15 protein-coding genes and 1 other RNA gene are annotated in these 16,660 nt (G+C 48.5%); 9 read left to right on the plus strand and 7 right to left on the minus strand.

The features are described from left to right. Positions 1–319: UPF0149 family protein (locus AC6R0L_RS07575; RefSeq protein ID WP_500628778.1), on the minus strand; the 319-nt coding region annotated here is incomplete at its 3' end. A gap of 237 nt (positions 320–556) precedes the next feature. Between AC6R0L_RS07575 and AC6R0L_RS07580 the strand changes: the two genes are divergently transcribed. The 5 genes from AC6R0L_RS07580 to serA all read left to right on the plus strand — a co-directional run bounded on the left by AC6R0L_RS07580 (position 557) and on the right by serA (position 3,879). After that, positions 557–862 (plus strand): cell division protein ZapA, encoded by a 306-nt coding sequence (locus AC6R0L_RS07580; RefSeq protein WP_334554159.1) that lies wholly within the window; start codon positions 557–559, stop codon positions 860–862. Between the two features lie 7 nt (positions 863–869). Beyond that, a non-coding RNA gene (gene ssrS / locus AC6R0L_RS07585) (6S RNA) lies at positions 870–1,051 on the plus strand. Between the two features lie 49 nt (positions 1,052–1,100). Continuing rightward, positions 1,101–1,688, plus strand: coding sequence for a 5-formyltetrahydrofolate cyclo-ligase (locus tag AC6R0L_RS07590; RefSeq protein WP_500628779.1), 588 nt, complete (start codon positions 1,101–1,103; stop codon positions 1,686–1,688). A 64-nt stretch (positions 1,689–1,752) separates the two neighbouring features. Further along, complete coding sequence (gene rpiA, locus AC6R0L_RS07595) at positions 1,753–2,409, plus strand: ribose-5-phosphate isomerase RpiA (protein ID WP_500628780.1); 657 nt, start codon at positions 1,753–1,755, stop codon at positions 2,407–2,409. Between the two features lie 240 nt (positions 2,410–2,649). After that, positions 2,650–3,879 (plus strand): phosphoglycerate dehydrogenase, encoded by a 1,230-nt coding sequence (gene serA / locus AC6R0L_RS07600; protein WP_487901390.1) that lies wholly within the window; start codon positions 2,650–2,652, stop codon positions 3,877–3,879. A gap of 73 nt (positions 3,880–3,952) precedes the next feature. On the opposite strand, the gene ilvN is transcribed toward serA, so the two are convergent. From ilvN to AC6R0L_RS07630, 6 genes are all read right to left on the minus strand, one after another. Further along, the gene (ilvN, locus tag AC6R0L_RS07605) at positions 3,953–4,447 is read right to left on the minus strand and encodes an acetolactate synthase small subunit (protein ID WP_334554152.1); all 495 of its coding nucleotides are present in this window, start codon (positions 4,445–4,447) and stop codon (positions 3,953–3,955) included. Positions 4,448–4,449: 2 nt separating this feature from the next. Beyond that, positions 4,450–6,174 carry an acetolactate synthase 3 large subunit gene (locus AC6R0L_RS07610; protein WP_334554150.1) on the minus strand — a complete coding sequence of 575 codons (1,725 nt, stop codon included), beginning with the start codon at positions 6,172–6,174 and terminating at the stop codon, positions 4,450–4,452. 436 nt (positions 6,175–6,610) lie between these two features. Then, positions 6,611–8,419, minus strand: a complete 1,809-nt coding sequence (locus tag AC6R0L_RS07615; protein WP_500628781.1) for an AMP-dependent synthetase/ligase — start codon at positions 8,417–8,419, stop codon at positions 6,611–6,613. Positions 8,420–8,585: 166 nt separating this feature from the next. Further along, positions 8,586–9,545 carry a transcriptional regulator LeuO gene (gene leuO, locus AC6R0L_RS07620; RefSeq protein ID WP_487901392.1) on the minus strand — a complete coding sequence of 320 codons (960 nt, stop codon included), beginning with the start codon at positions 9,543–9,545 and terminating at the stop codon, positions 8,586–8,588. Between the two features lie 406 nt (positions 9,546–9,951). Further along, the gene (locus AC6R0L_RS07625; protein ID WP_500628782.1) at positions 9,952–10,998 is read right to left on the minus strand and encodes an MJ1255/VC2487 family glycosyltransferase; all 1,047 of its coding nucleotides are present in this window, start codon (positions 10,996–10,998) and stop codon (positions 9,952–9,954) included. 3 nt (positions 10,999–11,001) lie between these two features. Further along, positions 11,002–11,529 (minus strand): phosphatase PAP2 family protein, encoded by a 528-nt coding sequence (locus AC6R0L_RS07630; RefSeq protein WP_487901394.1) that lies wholly within the window; start codon positions 11,527–11,529, stop codon positions 11,002–11,004. A gap of 444 nt (positions 11,530–11,973) precedes the next feature. Here AC6R0L_RS07630 and leuA point away from each other — a divergent pair, with 444 nt between their 5' ends. From leuA to leuD, 4 genes are all read left to right on the plus strand, one after another. After that, the gene (leuA, locus tag AC6R0L_RS07635) at positions 11,974–13,521 is read left to right on the plus strand and encodes a 2-isopropylmalate synthase (protein ID WP_500626334.1); all 1,548 of its coding nucleotides are present in this window, start codon (positions 11,974–11,976) and stop codon (positions 13,519–13,521) included. A gap of 55 nt (positions 13,522–13,576) precedes the next feature. Beyond that, positions 13,577–14,668 (plus strand): 3-isopropylmalate dehydrogenase, encoded by a 1,092-nt coding sequence (leuB, locus tag AC6R0L_RS07640; protein WP_500628783.1) that lies wholly within the window; start codon positions 13,577–13,579, stop codon positions 14,666–14,668. Positions 14,669–14,765: 97 nt separating this feature from the next. Continuing rightward, positions 14,766–16,166, plus strand: a complete 1,401-nt coding sequence (gene leuC / locus AC6R0L_RS07645) for a 3-isopropylmalate dehydratase large subunit (protein ID WP_487901397.1) — start codon at positions 14,766–14,768, stop codon at positions 16,164–16,166. 11 nt (positions 16,167–16,177) lie between these two features. Continuing rightward, a partial coding sequence (gene leuD / locus AC6R0L_RS07650; RefSeq protein ID WP_500628784.1) for a 3-isopropylmalate dehydratase small subunit occupies positions 16,178–16,660 on the plus strand: 483 nt, incomplete at its 3' end.

The following is a 16,660-nucleotide window of genomic DNA, read 5'->3' on the forward strand; positions in this document are numbered from 1 at the left end:
CACCATCAGCCACATCAAACAACGAGGCACTGGCCTCCTCATCGGGCAATAGCAAGGCCATCTCTAAGCTGGCGCTGGTCATATCTGCAACCGTCACATCCAACGTCTTTTGCGCGTGTGCTAACGCACTGGTTGGCCATCCCATGCCTTCGTTGGTGTAGTCAAACAGCATCGGTTGCCAGCTTTTATCAGTCAGACTCAAACCACCGCTGAGCATGCCCGTCAATAAGCCGTGTAGCTCCGAAGGGTTCACAGCCAGTCCGGCACTTTGCAGTTCGCTTGCGAGAGAGAGGTAATCTGGTAGGGATTTATTGCTCATAGAAATGACCCAAATTTTACAGGAATGGGACTAATCCTAACACTTACCACACCTTGCGAAAACGCACGAATCAACAATAGTGAATAGCTTTTACGCAAATTGTCCATTTCGTGTCTTTTTACACCCGAGTCGGTCGTGAAAAGCTTGAATCTTATCTAGGCTTTTCCTATAGTTTCCTCCTCGGTGACATTGCGTAGGGCGCTGGATTGTCATCTTAATCGGAATATTTGAATTGATATGAGTAATCAAGCGGTAGACGTCGAAATTTTAGGAAAGCTAACGAGAGTGAATTGCCCTGCGGGACAAGAAGACTCACTACGTCGAGCTGCAAAGCGCCTTGATGAAAGCCTAAAAGAGATGACCGCAAAAACTAAAATGACCAATGAAGTGCAATTGCTGACCTTCGTCGCGCTGAACTTCTGTCATGAACTCGAAACCCGTGATACTGTGGAAGAGCAACAGAATCACATGTGTGAGCGCATGGAATTGCTCACCGCATCGATTGACGATGCATTGAATAAAGTAAAGCCAGGACAGCAATAATCAAGAATTTACCCTGGAGTGTGCGTGAGGGGATTAGTCCCTGAGCCGATAAGCAATACCCAAGGGTCGGTACTTGATAGCTATTGAGCAAGCTCGGCATGCACCGAGAAGCCTACGGTTATCATTGCTGATCCGCCTTGAACCAGCTGGTTCAAGGGTCAACATCTCCAACGGCACTCTGGGGTATCCTCCTTGCGCAACATGCGTTGGATTTACCCTTTGATAGGGGTAACGCAGCATGTCTGAGTCTCGACAACAATTTCGTCAAACCATCCGCCAAAAACGACAGCAACTTGCCAGTGATGTGCAGCACCTCGCCGCGCTTGATCTCGTGCATCAGTTTTCATCACTTCCAGAGCTCAGCTCTGCCGAGCACATCGCACTTTACCTCTCAACGGACGGCGAAATTGACACCATGCCGTTAATCGAATGGCTATGGCAACAAGGTAAAAAAACCTATCTCCCTGTGCTGCATCCTTTTTCCAAAGGCCACCTGCTATTTTTGCACTATCACGCCAACACGCCGTTAGTGGAAAACCGCTTCTACATTCCAGAGCCCAAGCTTGACCAAACTCAAGTCATCCCGGTAGAAAAACTGGATTTAATCTGCACACCTTTGGTCGGTTTTGACTCCAGTGGCCAACGCCTAGGCATGGGCGGCGGCTACTACGATCGTACCTTAGCCAAATGGTTTGCCTGCTCGCAAGGCGCAAAGCCAATTGGCTTAGCCCATGATTGCCAACACGTTGATGTCCTACCTGCTGAGCAATGGGACGTGCCACTTCCAAAAATAGTGACCCCAAGCCGGATATGGGATTGGGAATAGGCGCCATTTGCGGCTATAATCGCGCGCAATTCACCGATATTTACACCGCATTTAGGAGATGGGCATGACTCAAGATGAAATGAAAAAAGAAGCCGGCTGGGCTGCACTACAATATGTCGAAAAAGGCAGCATTGTCGGTGTGGGTACGGGCTCCACTGTGAATCACTTCATCGATGCATTGGGCACTATGAAAGACGACATCAAAGGTGCCGTATCCAGCTCTGAAGCTTCCACCGAGAAACTCAAAGGACTCGGTATCGAAGTGTTTGATTGCAATGACGTGACCAAACTGGATGTCTACGTCGATGGCGCGGATGAAATCAACCCAGCACGTGAAATGATCAAAGGTGGCGGCGCGGCACTGACTCGCGAAAAGATCGTCGCGGCGATTTCCGACAAGTTCATCTGTATTGTCGACAACACCAAAGCCGTTGAGGTTCTTGGTCAGTTCCCATTGCCCGTTGAAGTCATCCCTATGGCTCGCGCTTACGTTGCACGTGAACTGGTTAAACTTGGTGGTGAGCCTGTCTACCGTGAAGGTGTTCTGACCGACAATGGCAACATCATTCTCGACGTTCACAATATGAAGATTGTTGAACCTAAAAAGACCGAAGATCAGATCAATGCCATTGCGGGCGTCGTAACCGTTGGCCTATTCGCTCATCGCGGCGCGGATGTCGTGATCACCGGGACACCAAACGGAGCCCAAATCGAGGCATAAAACGACTTAATTTAGTTATTTCCTTACAAACGGCGCCTTTAGGTGCCGTTTTTCTTTTTAGCCCGATAAAAATTATTCCTTATTCCGTAATTTTCTTACCCAAGCTGTATTTTTTTTGTTAACTTAGTGAGCAGAAGACGCACAAGGAAAACGTTTGCGTCACACTAAGTGTCGAAAAAACGTTGTCATTTAACATGTGCGCCAGTTAAGCCCCAATTTCCCATTATAAGGATGAACATAATGGCCAAAGTTTCACTGGAAAAAGACAAAATTAAGATTCTACTCCTAGAAGGCCTTCACCCATCGTCGGTCGAAGTTTTGCAAGCCGCTGGCTACTCCAACATTGAGTACCATAAAGGTTCCCTTGCAGAAGATGAACTTCTAGAAGCCGTTAAAGATGCCCACTTTATTGGTATTCGCTCGCGCACCAACCTTTCCAAGGAAGTGATTGATGCTGCAGAAAAGTTAGTCGCGATTGGCTGTTTTTGTATTGGTACCAACCAAGTGGATCTTAATGCGGCGTCCGTTCGCGGTATTCCAGTGTTTAATGCCCCATTCTCGAACACGCGCAGTGTGGCAGAGTTGGTGCTTGGTCAAGTTCTCCTACTCCTTCGCGGTATCCCTGAAAAGAATGCCCTTGCCCACCGTGGCATTTGGAAGAAGAGTGCCGACCACTCTTACGAAGCGCGCGGTAAACGCCTTGGCATCATTGGTTACGGTCACATCGGTACTCAGCTGGGCATCATCGCTGAAAACTTGGGTATGCGCGTCTACTACTACGACATTGAAAACAAACTCTCTCTAGGGAACGCGACACAAGTTCATACCATGAGTGAGCTTCTCAATAAGTGTGATGTCATCTCTCTGCATGTACCAGAAACGCCAGAAACCAAAAACATGATGGGCGCTGAAGAGTTTGCTCGCATGAAGCCAGGCTCAATCTTCATCAACGCCGCTCGTGGTACCGTGGTGGATATTGAAGCGCTGTGCCATGCAATGGAATCAGGCCACCTAGCTGGCGCGGCGATTGATGTATTCCCGGTGGAACCAAAGACCAATGCGGACCCATTTGAATCACCACTGCAGAAGTTTGACAACGTTATCCTCACTCCTCACGTTGGCGGTTCAACACAAGAAGCGCAAGAGAACATCGGCGTGGAAGTCGCGGGTAAATTAGCGAAATACTCAGACAACGGGTCAACCCTATCGAGTGTTAACTTCCCAGAGGTGTCGTTGCCTGAACACCGTGACTGCTCGCGTTTGCTGCACATTCACAAAAACCGTCCTGGCATCCTGACGCAAATTAACACCATCTTCGCAGAAGACGGCATCAACATCGCGGCTCAGTACCTGCAAACCAGCGCAGAGATCGGCTACGTGGTGATTGACGTTGAAACGGGCCGTTCTGAAGAGGCACTTGAGAAGCTAAAAAGCATTGAAGGCACCATTCGCGCGCGAATCCTGCACTAATGGTTCGTTGAGCAGCAATAAAAAACCACCGCGAGGTGGTTTTTTATTGGGATAAACTTAATTAAAGATGGGTTTATGGCTTGAGTGTGCGCTCTCCGCGAGCAATGCCTACCACGCCACTTCGCGCCACTTCAATCACGTCCGTCACTTCAGAAATCGCTTGAATGAAGGCATCCAGTTTATCACTGGTCCCGGCCAACTGAACGGTGTATTGCGAAGAGGTCACATCGACAATTTGGCCGCGGAAAATATCCGCCGTGCGCTTCACTTCAGCGCGAGCAAAGCCACTGGCTTTGACTTTCACCATCATCAGTTCGCGTTCGATATGCTCAAACTCGGTGACTTCTTGCACTTTCAGCACGTCAATCAGCTTGTGCAATTGCTTTTGAATCTGTTCAAGCTGCATGTTATCTGAAATGGTCGTAATGTTGAGGCGTGATAACGTCTCATCGTCTGTCGGTGATACCGTCAATGACTCAATGTTGTAGCCACGCTGAGAGAATAGCCCCACCACGCGAGACAAGGCACCCGGCTGGTTTTCCAGTAGTAGTGAAATAATATGTCGCATAATTAGGTTCTCTCCGTTTTGCTCAACCACATTTTGTCCATACCCTCGCCTTTGATCTGCATTGGGTAAACGTGCTCTGTTTCATCGACATTGATATCCACAAACACCAAACGATCTTTCATATCCAAAGCTTGCTTTAGGCCCGCTTCCAGCTGATCGGGGGTTTCGATGCGGATACCCACATGCCCATACGCCTGTGCAATGGCTGCAAAGTCAGGAACAGAACTCATGTAGGAGTTGGAGTGTCGCCCTTGGTAGATGATGTCTTGCCACTGTTTGACCATGCCCAAGAAACGGTTGTTGAGGTTAATGATCTTCACCGGAATATCATACTGCATCGCCGTAGAGAGCTCTTGGATGTTCATCTGAATACTGCCATCACCCGTCACGACAACCACTTCTTCATTCGGCTTAGCAAATTTCACCCCCATACCCGCAGGAAGGCCAAAGCCCATCGTGCCTAGACCACCAGAATTGATCCAGCGGCGAGGTTTATTAAACGGGTAGTAGAGCGCGGCAAACATCTGGTGCTGACCAACATCAGAAGCCACATAAGCATCGCCATTCGTCAGCTTGTGCAGTGTCTCGATAACTTGCTGAGGCTTAATCCGCTCTGGAGAGGTTTCATACGCTAAGCAAGCGCGGTCGCGCCATGTTTGAATGTCGTCCCACCAGCGAGTCAATGCTTGTTGATCATTGGATGCTTGTTGATCTTCTAGCAGATCCACCATAGCTTGCAGCACTTTGTCCGCAGAGCCGACGATCGGCAGATCCGCTTTGACGTTTTTAGAGATGGATGAGGGATCAATGTCGACATGCATAACTTTCGCATCGGGACAATATTTCTCTAGATTGTTGGTGGTGCGATCATCAAAGCGAACCCCAACACCAAAGATCAGATCGGCGTTATGCATCGCCATGTTTGCTTCATACACGCCATGCATCCCGAGCATACCGAGCGCATTTTTGTGTGTGCCGGGAAAAGCCCCTAGCCCCATCAGTGTGCTAACAACCGGCAAATTCAGCGCTTCTGCCAATTTAAGCAGCGGTTTATCTGCTTCGGCGATCACCGCGCCACCACCGACATAAAGAACCGGCTTTTTCGCGTCGAGCAGCGCTTTCAGCGCCTTTTTGATCTGCCCTTTGTGCCCGCTGGTTGTCGGCTTATAAGAGCGCATTGAGATGGATGAAGGATACTCGTAAGGCAGCTTCACCAAAGGATTCATCACATCCTTAGGCAAATCAATCACCACAGGACCTGGTCGCCCGGTAGTAGCAATATAAAAGGCTTTTTTGACCGTTTCAGGAATATCTTCCGCTTTTTTCACCAAAAAGCTGTGTTTTACCACAGGACGAGAGACACCAACAATGTCACACTCTTGGAACGCATCGTTACCAATCAGGTTATTAGGCACGTTGCCGGAAATGACGATCATCGGGATAGAATCCATGTACGCCGTCGCGATCCCCGTAATGGTATTGGTCGCACCAGGTCCAGAACAGACAAGCACCACACCTGGGTTGCCCGTTGCTCTTGCATAGCCGTCGGCCATGTGGGTAGCGGCTTGTTCGTGACGCACAAGAACGTGCTTGATTTGGTCGGTTTTGGCGTGCAGCGCATCATAGATATCAAGAACGGAACCACCTGGGTATCCAAAGATCTGTTCAACGCCTTCTTCGATCAGAGATTGCACCACCATCTCTGCTCCGGACAACATTGCTGCCATATTTTTCTCCTTACCAGTACCTCAATCAATAAGGTCAATCAATTGAGCTGGTTTTACATAGTCTAGGTCTTATTCGTAGCCTAATCGAAATACATACACTTTTTCGGCTATGTCCTGCTCTGTCGTAACAAAAAGCAAGGTAACGCAACAAATGTAACGTTTAATTAGCACCAGGTCTAATGCGATTTACCTCGCAAAATTGACAAGATGCTACTAAACAAGGAAACAGGGCCTTAAATACTCACCAAGTGGCACCAAAGCAATACAAGGCATTAAAGTAATGGAAAATTTTAGTCATATATATTGTTTCATCACTTCTCGTCATCCTCATCTCATTGGCTAAAGCTGATGAGTAAAGCGCAAAAAAAATCCCTCAATGACTCATGTATGTCATTGAGGGATTTTTCATCAATCGAAAAATTATCCTAGCGCGGAACTACTTGTGTTCCGGCTTATCACTGTACATTTCTTCGATTTCGTCCTGATATTTATCATTAATCACTTTTCTGCGCAGTTTTTGAGTGGGCGTTAGCTCGCCATCGTCCATTGAGAAGGCTTTAGGCAGCAGTTTGAACTTCTTCACTTGCTCAAAATTGGCCAACTCTTTTTGCAGATCTTTGACTCGCTTTTCCAGCATTTCGACCACTTGGTGGTGTTTTATCAGCTCGACCCTGTCGTGATACTTAATGTTCAACTCTTTGGCGTACTCTTCCAAGCTGTCAAAACAAGGCACAATCAGAGCGGAGACAAATTTGCGCGTATCGGCAATCACCGCCACCTGCTCAATGAAGTGATCTTTGCCAATCGCCCCTTCCACCACTTGAGGCGCAATGTATTTACCGCCGGAGGTTTTCATCAGCTCTTTGATACGGTCGGTAATAAAGAGATGGCCATCCTCATCAATATGCCCCGCGTCTCCTGTCTTCAAGAAGCCTTGCTCGTCAAAACTCTTCGCTGTCTCTTCGGGCATTTTGTAATAACCACGCATGACCATAGGACCACGAACGAGAATCTCGTTGTTCTCTCCGATTTTCACTTGCGCACCGGGCATAGTGACACCAATAGAGTCAGGGTTAAAACCGGTATCGCTCCAGCATGACACCGTCGCGGTGGTTTCCGTCATACCGTAGCCTAACTTGACGTTAATGCCTAAAGCATGGAAAAAACGGCCAATGGTTTCATCAAGCTTTGCGCCGCCACAAGGCATAAAGTTGATGCGACCACCCAATAAAGCACGCAGCTTTGACAAAACCAACTTATCCGCAAGCGCATGTGACTTTTTCAGTAGAAAAGAAGGCTTTCGTCCCTCTTGATGACACGCCGACACCTTAGCGCCCATATTCACCGCCCAAGTGAACAGCACTTTGCGAATCAGTGGGGCTTTAGACACTTTCTCATGAATGGCCGAGAAGATTTTCTCGTAAAATCTTGGCACTGCACACATCACAGTAGGGCGAACTTCGCCTAAGGCATCACGCACTTGCATGGTGTCTTGCAGATAGCAGTTGGTCGCGCCTTTGTAGAGCACGTAGTAAGTCCACGCCCGCTCAAACACGTGAGACAACGGCAAGAAACAGAGCGACACATCATCTTGAGAGAGGCTCAGACGTTTGTCATGCCCTTCAAGTTGCGCGGCAATGTTAGCGTAATCGAGCATCACGCCTTTCGGTTGACCGGTAGTACCTGAGGTGTAAATCAGTGTCAGCAGATCATCGGCGTTTGCTTGGCTTAAACGCGCGTCAAGCTCCGCTTGGTGCGCTTGGCTGCCGCTGGCAATAAACCCTTTCCAGCTCATCGCGTTCGGCGCATCCCCTAATTCGATGTCATCGGACATAGCGACAATCAACTCAAGTTGCGGGCACAGTGTCGTGATCTCTAACGCCGCATCAAACTGGGCTTGCTCGCCAACAAACAGCACTTTCACATCGGCGTTTTCTGCGATGTATGCGGACTGGACGGCGGTGTTGGTCGGATAAATAGGAACGGTCACGATACGGGCTTGCAGCGCACCGATATCAGCGATGGTCCATTGCGGCATGTTGTTGGAAAAAATGCCGACTTTATCTTGTATTCTCAATCCTTGAGCCAATAGTGCAAGCGACACGGCGTCCACTTGCTGACCGAACTGCTTCCAACTAATGTCTTGCCAAGCACCATTCACTTTGTGCTTGAGCGCGGCGCGATCGGCGCCTTGTGCAATTCTGTCTCGAATTCGTTGTACGATATGAAAATCTAAATTGGCCATCACTTCTACCTTTAGCTTACACCTGTAAGCCTTATTTCAGCGCACAAGTGTACATTTCAAGTTTGAAAAGGCAACTGACACTCATCAAACTTCTGCCGCTAAATAGTAAAAAACCTCGGGAGGCCAGAGCCACCCAAGGTTTTTTAATACAAGAAAAGTGTGTCAATTAGTTTAAAGCGACCACTTCACCGCACACCATCATCAGTTGATCACGCAACCAGATGTGGCCTTTGTCTTTTTCACTCGACTCGTGCCAGCTGAGGTAACCACTGATATTGGCGTTCTCAAACGGGAACTCAAGTACTTGTAGCTGCTCTTTGTTGGCGGCATTTTCAACCATCCAACGCGGTGCGATTGTCACGAGCTCTGACTGACCAACCACGTACAGCACGTTACTCAAGCTCGTACCTTCATAGTACGCTTGTACGTCTAGATCACGATAAGCTTGCTCAGAGAAGCTACGCTGACCATGGATTTTAGACAGTTTTGCATGACGCTCACGCAGCAAGTCATCTGCGCTCACGCTGCCGTTAATGCGCGAGTGTGCTTTTGATGCGACGACAACCAATTCGTCTTGGAAGATTTCTGTGCTTGAGAAACCTTGCTCATCAAAACGGGCGTAATCAATCACAAAATCAATTTCTTGATAACGCATGCGCTCAGCCAATTGACGGTCAAATTCCGCATCGAGGTGCAGTTGGACATTCGGTGCCAACTCGTGAATCGTTGCCATGATTTTAGGTGCAAAACGCATGTCACAAGGGCTACAAATACCAAGCTTGAAAAGACGTGTTGACGTTTCAGGGGAAAACACAGAACTTGGCAACTCGTTGCGGATCAATTGCAACGCTTGGCGCACAGGGCCAAACAGTTGGCGAGCGCGTTGAGTCGGCTGGATACCGCGACCTTGACGCATAAAGAGTTCATCATTAAACATCACTTTTAGGCGTGCGACAGCGTTGCTCACTGCAGGTTGAGACATGCCCAAATTATGCGCAGCGCGTGTGATGTTTTGCTCTTGCATCACTGCATCAAACACGGTTAATAGGTTGAGATCCACTCCACGTAACGTACTTTCCATACGGTAGCTAGACATAGCGCTAACCGATTCTTTCTTGTCATTCATTTGGCAAGCCTCATTAAAATTCGTCAAATTCATTCAATATTTTTGATGCGAATAGGTGGGGAACAGAAAGCCGTGGCACGGGATGGCACTCGTATTTCTAAGTCAGATATTTCCTAACGCATTACTACTATCAACGAATCAAACTGCGCTTATCAACTAGATTGATATTTAATCAGTATTTTTTATCATACAAATCAGAAAGAACTTACAAATCAACATGTTAAGCAACATATAAAAATAACTAAAACGCTGTTTTTTATAGAAATATACAAATATTTTATATACCTCGCGCATTTCCATATCGCACCGCTATTATGGAGGGAATCAATAGTTACTCTCGCAGATACAAAAACAGCATCAATAACTGATGCTGTTTTTGTCGAATCAACGTAGCGCCTATCTCACGCTAGGAGGGGGTAACATAACTTGGAAAATCCACTCGCTCCCATAGTTCACCGGTCAACGCCAACTGATCATCCCAACGCCCTTTTTCAATCCACGCCACAATTGCCTGTGCAACATCGGGGTAATTCACACTCTCTGCTCCAGGCTCATCGAGCCAACGACGAACAATCGAGGCATCCAACATCTCCATCGACGACGCCAACCCGAGATCCTCTAATGTTGCCACATTGCTCAGTTGCTCAAACTGCCCACTCAAGGGCTTGAGTAGCAGCTTCTTACCCAACGTCAACGCTTCTGATGGCAGCTCAAAACCACCATTGGCAATCACCCCACCGCAGCGATTGAGATGGTGATGAAAAGAGGAGACGCTGAGTGGCATAAACTCGATATTGTCGATCAATTCAGGTTCGATGATTTCTGGGTGATAACAGATAAAGCGATGGTTAACAAAACGAAGCAACAACTCCGAAATGTCGGCGGTGCTTTCAAACGGCAAATAAACCAAAATAAACGCTTCTTCTGCCACTTCTTCTCTGTGCGTATGCACAATGGGTGGCAAAATGGGTTGATCAAAATGATACCAGTGCAACCCGATGTGATAATTGGCTGGGGCAAAATGCTCGATGACTTGTTTATCAAACCAACTCGCGCCACGTAAAGGGACAGGATAGCGAAAGGCGTTTTGGTGGCTGATGCTAATCGATGGGATGTTTTGTTGCCGTGCGGCCCAAGCAGACACAGGCTCGAAATCATTGAGGACGAGATCGTACTGAGACAAATCGAGCTGTTTGACTTCTCGCCAAAAGTGCCAGGGGTTGTTGCTCAAGGCGGTTTTTAGGTAATCCACCTGACCTTTATTGGTCACAAATGAAAAGCCTTGCCGAGTTTGATAGTCGCCAAACTCCTCCATAGAGAAGTACTTAGACTTTTCTCGCCCAGAAAAGAGAAACTGCACCTCCAACCCGCTCTTTTTTAAACACTGTGCCATTGCTCTTGCACGAGCGATATGACCATTACCAGTGCCTTGAACGCCATACAGTATTTTCACTCATTAACCTCCAATCAGGGTGAGGGCAGCTTGAGCACACATCATGCCCAAGACGGCGCCTAACAACACATCAGTGAGAAAATGGACACCCAACAAGATACGAGATAAGGCGATGAAACAGGCCCAGACTAACGCGATGACCGCCAAGCCTGGATAAAAGTGTCCGATCAAGGTGGCCATTAAGAACGCCGCTGCCGTATGCCCAGAGGGTAAACTGTAGCGATCGGATGGCGTAATAAAAGAGGGCACCAGATCTGACAACTCCTGCGGACGGCGACGCTTAAATAGGTTTTTCAACGTCCAGTAAATCGGAAGCTCGATAAGAAACGCCGTTAAACCAACAAGCAGAAACCAAGCCCCAGTATCGCCACCCCAGCCCCACGCTAGAGCGCCAAATAACACATAGAGGTGTCCATCACCTGTGTGAGAGACGGCTTTGCTCAAGCGAGACACAGGCCAAGAAAACTTGTGCTGCAAGCAAAACAATGAGAACGCCAAATCTAACTTTGCGATAGGTTCGATAGTACGCATGACCGACTCCTTTCCATGACGGTATTGATGACAAACTAAGCGTTCTTGGTGACAGGTTCGTGAACGTTTCACTGTAGTTGCGTGACATCAACACTCAGTAGAGAACGCAAACCTTTGCGTCTGTTGAAAATAAAGAAAACAAGAAAGAGGAGAAAACTTGCACTTTAGGGTTGACCTAGGCGGTTGAGTACGGTACTAATTTGTTAACTTAATTTTGTGGATATATAACGACCTTTAAGGACACGTTAATCATGTATATGCGTTTTTCTCTCCTGCTGAGCCTCCTCCTTATCGTGACCAAATCGCGCGGGTAGGCTGTGGACGAAAAACCACCACACAGATTCAAAAAGCCCGCATCAATATGCGGGCTTTTTTTTACTATAACGAAACCGGAAGTCATCGATTCACTCACTCAAATGTGTAGAAATCACTAAGGAAGCAAACATGAACGATCAAGTCATTATTTTCGACACCACATTGCGTGATGGCGAACAAGCGTTGTCAGCAAGTTTGACAGTTAAAGAGAAACTGCAGATTGCCTACGCGCTTGAAAGACTCGGCGTTGATGTTATTGAAGCAGGCTTCCCTGTATCGTCTCCGGGTGATTTTGAATCCGTCCAAGCGATTGCTCGCAATATCAAAAATAGCCGAATCTGTGCGCTTTCTCGTGCGGTGGCAAAAGACATCGATGCGGCGGCTGAAGCATTAAAAGTCGCAGACCAATTCCGTATCCATACCTTCATTTCAACCTCTACAGTGCATGTTCAAGACAAGCTTCGCCGCAGCTACGACGATGTAGTCGAAATGGGTGTCAAAGCGGTTAAACATGCGCGTAACTATACCGATGATGTCGAATTCTCATGTGAAGACGCTGGCCGTACTCCAATTGACAACCTGTGTCGTATGGTCGAGGCGGCGATCGATGCAGGTGCCAGTACGATCAATATCCCTGATACCGTAGGCTACACGGTGCCCAACGAGTTTGGCGGCATTATTCAAACTCTATTCAACCGCGTGCCAAACATCGATAAAGCGATTATCTCTGTTCACTGTCACGATGACCTTGGTATGTCTGTTGCCAACTCAATTGCAGCGGTTCAAGCAGGTGCACGTCAAATTGAAGGCACCATTAATGGCATCGGAGAGCGAGCGGGCAACTGCTCTCTCGAAGAGATCGCGATGATCATCAAAACTCGTCAAGAACTGCTTGGCGTTCACACTGGCCTTAAACACGACGAAATCCATCGCACCAGTAAACTCGTCAGCCAATTGTGCAATATGCCGATTCAATCCAACAAAGCGATCGTCGGCGCCAACGCGTTTAGCCACTCTTCCGGCATTCACCAAGATGGCATGCTGAAGAATAAGAACACTTACGAAATCATGACGCCAGAGTCGATTGGATTGAAAAACCAAGCGTTGAACCTAACCAGTCGCAGTGGACGTGCCGCGGTGAAGAGTCATATGGACTCGATGGGCTACAAGAGCGAAGAGTACAACCTAGATGCGTTGTACGAAGATTTCTTGAAGCTGGCTGACCGCAAGGGACAAGTGTTTGACTACGATTTGGAAGCCTTGATGCACTTCTCTAACTTGCGCGAAGAAGATGACTACTACAAGTTGAACTATCTCAGCGTGCAATCTGGTAGCGTAATGGCCACCACCAGTATCAAGTTGCAGTGCGGTGATGAAGAGCGCTGCGAAGCAGCCGTCGGCAATGGCCCGGTGGATGCCTTGTACCAGTGTATCTATCGCGTCACTGGGTATGATATTGTACTGGATAAGTTTGACTTAACCGCCAAAGGTGAAGGGGAAGATGGTTTGGGCCAAGCGGATATTATCGCCAACTACAAAGGCCGAAAATATCACGGTACCGGCGTTTCAACGGACATTGTCGAAGCCTCAGGCCAAGCCCTTCTTCACGTGATCAACAGCATTCACCGTGCAAACCAAATTGCTGAAATCAAACAGAAAAAAATCGCAACCGTATAAGACGCCTGAGACTCCGGTCTCAAGGCTTCACGATAATTAAAATTAAAGGATTAACATGACAGACAAAACGTACAACATTGCCGTTCTCCCTGGTGACGGCATCGGCCCAGAAGTGATGGCGCAAGCCAATAAAGTACTGGATGCGATTGAGAGTAAGCACGGAATCCGCTTTGAGCGTGAACAGCATGATGTGGGTGGCATCGCCATCGACAACCACGGTACGCCACTCCCAGAGAGCACGGTGAAGGCGTGTGAAGAGTCCGATGCGGTTCTATTTGGCTCAGTAGGTGGTCCGAAATGGGAACATCTACCGCCAAACGATCAACCTGAACGTGGTGCGTTACTGCCGCTACGTAAACATTTCCAACTCTTTTGCAACCTGCGCCCAGCTCAAATCCATTCTGGACTGGAAGCCTTCTCACCACTGCGCGCAGACATCTCTGAGCGTGGCTTTGATATCGTCGTCGTGCGTGAGCTGACTGGCGGCATCTACTTCGGTCAACCGAAAGGACGTGAAGGAGAGGGTGCTAACGAGAAAGCGTTTGATACGGAAGTGTATCACCGCTTTGAAATCGAGCGCATTGCGCGTATTGCGTTTGAGTCTGCGCAGCTGCGCCGCAAGAAAGTGTGCTCAATTGATAAAGCGAACGTACTGCAAAGCTCTATTCTTTGGCGAGAAGTAGTGGAAGAGATCGCTAAAGAGTACCCAGATGTTGAGCTTTCTCACATGTACATCGATAACGCCACGATGCAGCTTATCAAAGATCCGGCTCAGTTTGATGTCATGCTGTGCTCGAATATTTTTGGCGACATCATCTCAGATGAATGTGCGATGATCACCGGCTCAATGGGTATGCTCCCTTCTGCCAGTCTCAATGAGAGCAAGTTTGGTCTGTATGAACCCGCTGGCGGTAGTGCCCCGGACATCGCAGGCAAAAACATCGCCAACCCAGTAGCGCAAATTCTGTCTGCAGCGCTCATGCTGCGTTACAGCCTAGGCGAAGAAGCCGCAGCGCAAGATATTGAACATGCCGTGTCAAAAGCGCTAGCCGCTGGTGAGCTTACCGCAGACCTTGCCGGTAACAACCCCGCTCTGACGACCTCAGAGATGGGCGACAAAATCGCTGGATACATTTTAAACTCGTAATCGACAGACCAAACACAACAGACTATAAGTCGTCATGACACCGCCAATCGCCGCTTGGCATTGGCGGGTTTATCGACAAGGACGACGAGGAAGAGCAATGGGTAAAACATTATACGAAAAGGTGTATGACGCACATATCGCCGTCGAAGCCGAGGGTGAAAACCCTATCCTTTATATTGATCGTCACTTAGTGCATGAAGTGACCTCACCACAAGCGTTTGATGGCTTGCGTGAGAAAGGACGCACCGTGCGTCAAGTCAGCAAGACCTTCGCAACCATGGATCACAACGTCTCAACCACCACCAAAGACATCAATGCATCCGGTGAAATGGCGCGAATCCAGATGGAAACGCTGTCCAAAAACTGTGAAGAATTTGGCGTCACACTGTATGACATCAACCACAAATACCAAGGCATTGTCCACGTAATGGGCCCTGAGCTCGGTATTACGCTTCCGGGTATGACCATCGTATGTGGTGACTCACATACCGCAACGCACGGCGCCTTTGGTTCCTTGGCATTCGGTATCGGCACCTCAGAAGTTGAACATGTGCTTGCCACTCAAACCTTGAAGCAAGCGCGCGCCAAAACAATGAAGATTGAAGTCAAAGGCAAGGTCGCCCCTGGCATCACGGCAAAAGACATCGTACTTGCCATCATAGGGAAGACCACTGCCGCGGGCGGCACGGGTTACGTGGTCGAGTTCTGCGGTGAAGCGATCCGAGATCTGTCGATGGAAGGTCGCATGACGGTGTGTAACATGGCGATTGAATTGGGCGCAAAAGCAGGCCTGATTGCACCCGATCAAACCACTTTCGATTACATCAAAGGTCGTAAATTTGCGCCTACGGGCGCCAACTGGGACGCTGCTGTAGAGTATTGGCAAACCCTGAAAACCGACGATGACGCCAAGTTTGACGCTGTCGTTACGCTAAATGGTGCAGACATCAAACCACAAGTCACATGGGGGACAAACCCAGGACAAGTGATCGCCGTCGATAGTCCAATCCCTACGCCCGAGAGCTTTCAAGATCCTATCGAGAAAGCCTCTGCGGAGAAAGCCCTTGCCTACATGGGACTAGAAGCTGGCAAAGCGCTGTCTGACTACTCCGTTGATAAAGTGTTCGTTGGTTCTTGTACTAACTCTCGTATCGAGGATATGCGCGCCGCTGCCGCAGTGGCGAAAGGACGCAAAGTGGCGGCTCATGTGCAAGCGTTGATCGTACCGGGTTCCGAGCAAGTAAAAGCGCAAGCCGAAGCTGAAGGGCTCGATGTCATCTTTAAAGAAGCTGGCTTTGAATGGCGCTTACCTGGTTGCTCTATGTGTCTAGCCATGAACAATGACCGCTTAGGGCCAGGAGAGCGTTGCGCCTCCACATCAAACCGAAATTTTGAAGGTCGACAAGGCCGTGGGGGTCGTACCCATCTAGTCAGCCCTGCCATGGCCGCCGCTGCCGCCATTGCTGGCCACTTTGTTGATATTCGTGAGTTAAACTAAGGAGACACCACATGTCAGGATTTAAACAACATACCGGCTTGGTTGTGCCTCTCGATGCAGCGAATGTCGACACTGATGCAATCATTCCTAAGCAGTTCCTACAAAAGGTGTCGCGCTTAGGGTTTGGCAAGCATCTCTTTCATGATTGGCGCTTTCTAGATGATGCCGGTGAACAGCCTAACCCAGATTTCGTCCTCAACGCTCCGCGTTATAAAGGGGCCTCAATCCTGCTCGCACGCGAGAACTTTGGTTGTGGTTCATCACGTGAACATGCTCCTTGGGCGTTAGCCGACTACGGTATCAAAGCCATGATCGCGCCGAGCTTTGCCGATATTTTTTACGGCAACTCGATCAACAACCAAATGGTCCCTGTGCGCTTAGCAGAACAAGAAGTCGACGAGATTTTTCAATTTGTTGAGGCCACTGAAGGCGCGGAAGTGGAAGTGGACTTAGAAGCGATGAAAGTGCGTGCTAACGGCAAAGAGTACAGTTTC

The organism is Vibrio sp. R15-SG3-ISO1A, from assembly GCF_059833955.1.

Excerpts from the sequence above, each read along its gene's own strand:
- rpiA (WP_500628780.1), top strand. The coding sequence starts at position 1,753 with ATGACTCAAGATGAAATGAAAAAAGAAGCCGGCTGGGCTGCACTACAA.
- AC6R0L_RS07580 (WP_334554159.1), top strand. The coding sequence starts at position 557 with ATGAGTAATCAAGCGGTAGACGTCGAAATTTTAGGAAAGCTAACGAGA.
- leuA (WP_500626334.1), top strand. The coding sequence starts at position 11,974 with ATGAACGATCAAGTCATTATTTTCGACACCACATTGCGTGATGGCGAA.
- AC6R0L_RS07590 (WP_500628779.1), top strand. The coding sequence starts at position 1,101 with ATGTCTGAGTCTCGACAACAATTTCGTCAAACCATCCGCCAAAAACGA.
- serA (WP_487901390.1), top strand. The coding sequence starts at position 2,650 with ATGGCCAAAGTTTCACTGGAAAAAGACAAAATTAAGATTCTACTCCTA.
- leuB (WP_500628783.1), top strand. The coding sequence starts at position 13,577 with ATGACAGACAAAACGTACAACATTGCCGTTCTCCCTGGTGACGGCATC.
- AC6R0L_RS07630 (WP_487901394.1), bottom strand. The coding sequence starts at position 11,529 with ATGCGTACTATCGAACCTATCGCAAAGTTAGATTTGGCGTTCTCATTG.
- AC6R0L_RS07610 (WP_334554150.1), bottom strand. The coding sequence starts at position 6,174 with ATGGCAGCAATGTTGTCCGGAGCAGAGATGGTGGTGCAATCTCTGATC.
- leuC (WP_487901397.1), top strand. The coding sequence starts at position 14,766 with ATGGGTAAAACATTATACGAAAAGGTGTATGACGCACATATCGCCGTC.
- AC6R0L_RS07615 (WP_500628781.1), bottom strand. The coding sequence starts at position 8,419 with ATGGCCAATTTAGATTTTCATATCGTACAACGAATTCGAGACAGAATT.
- leuO (WP_487901392.1), bottom strand. The coding sequence starts at position 9,545 with ATGAATGACAAGAAAGAATCGGTTAGCGCTATGTCTAGCTACCGTATG.
- ilvN (WP_334554152.1), bottom strand. The coding sequence starts at position 4,447 with ATGCGACATATTATTTCACTACTACTGGAAAACCAGCCGGGTGCCTTG.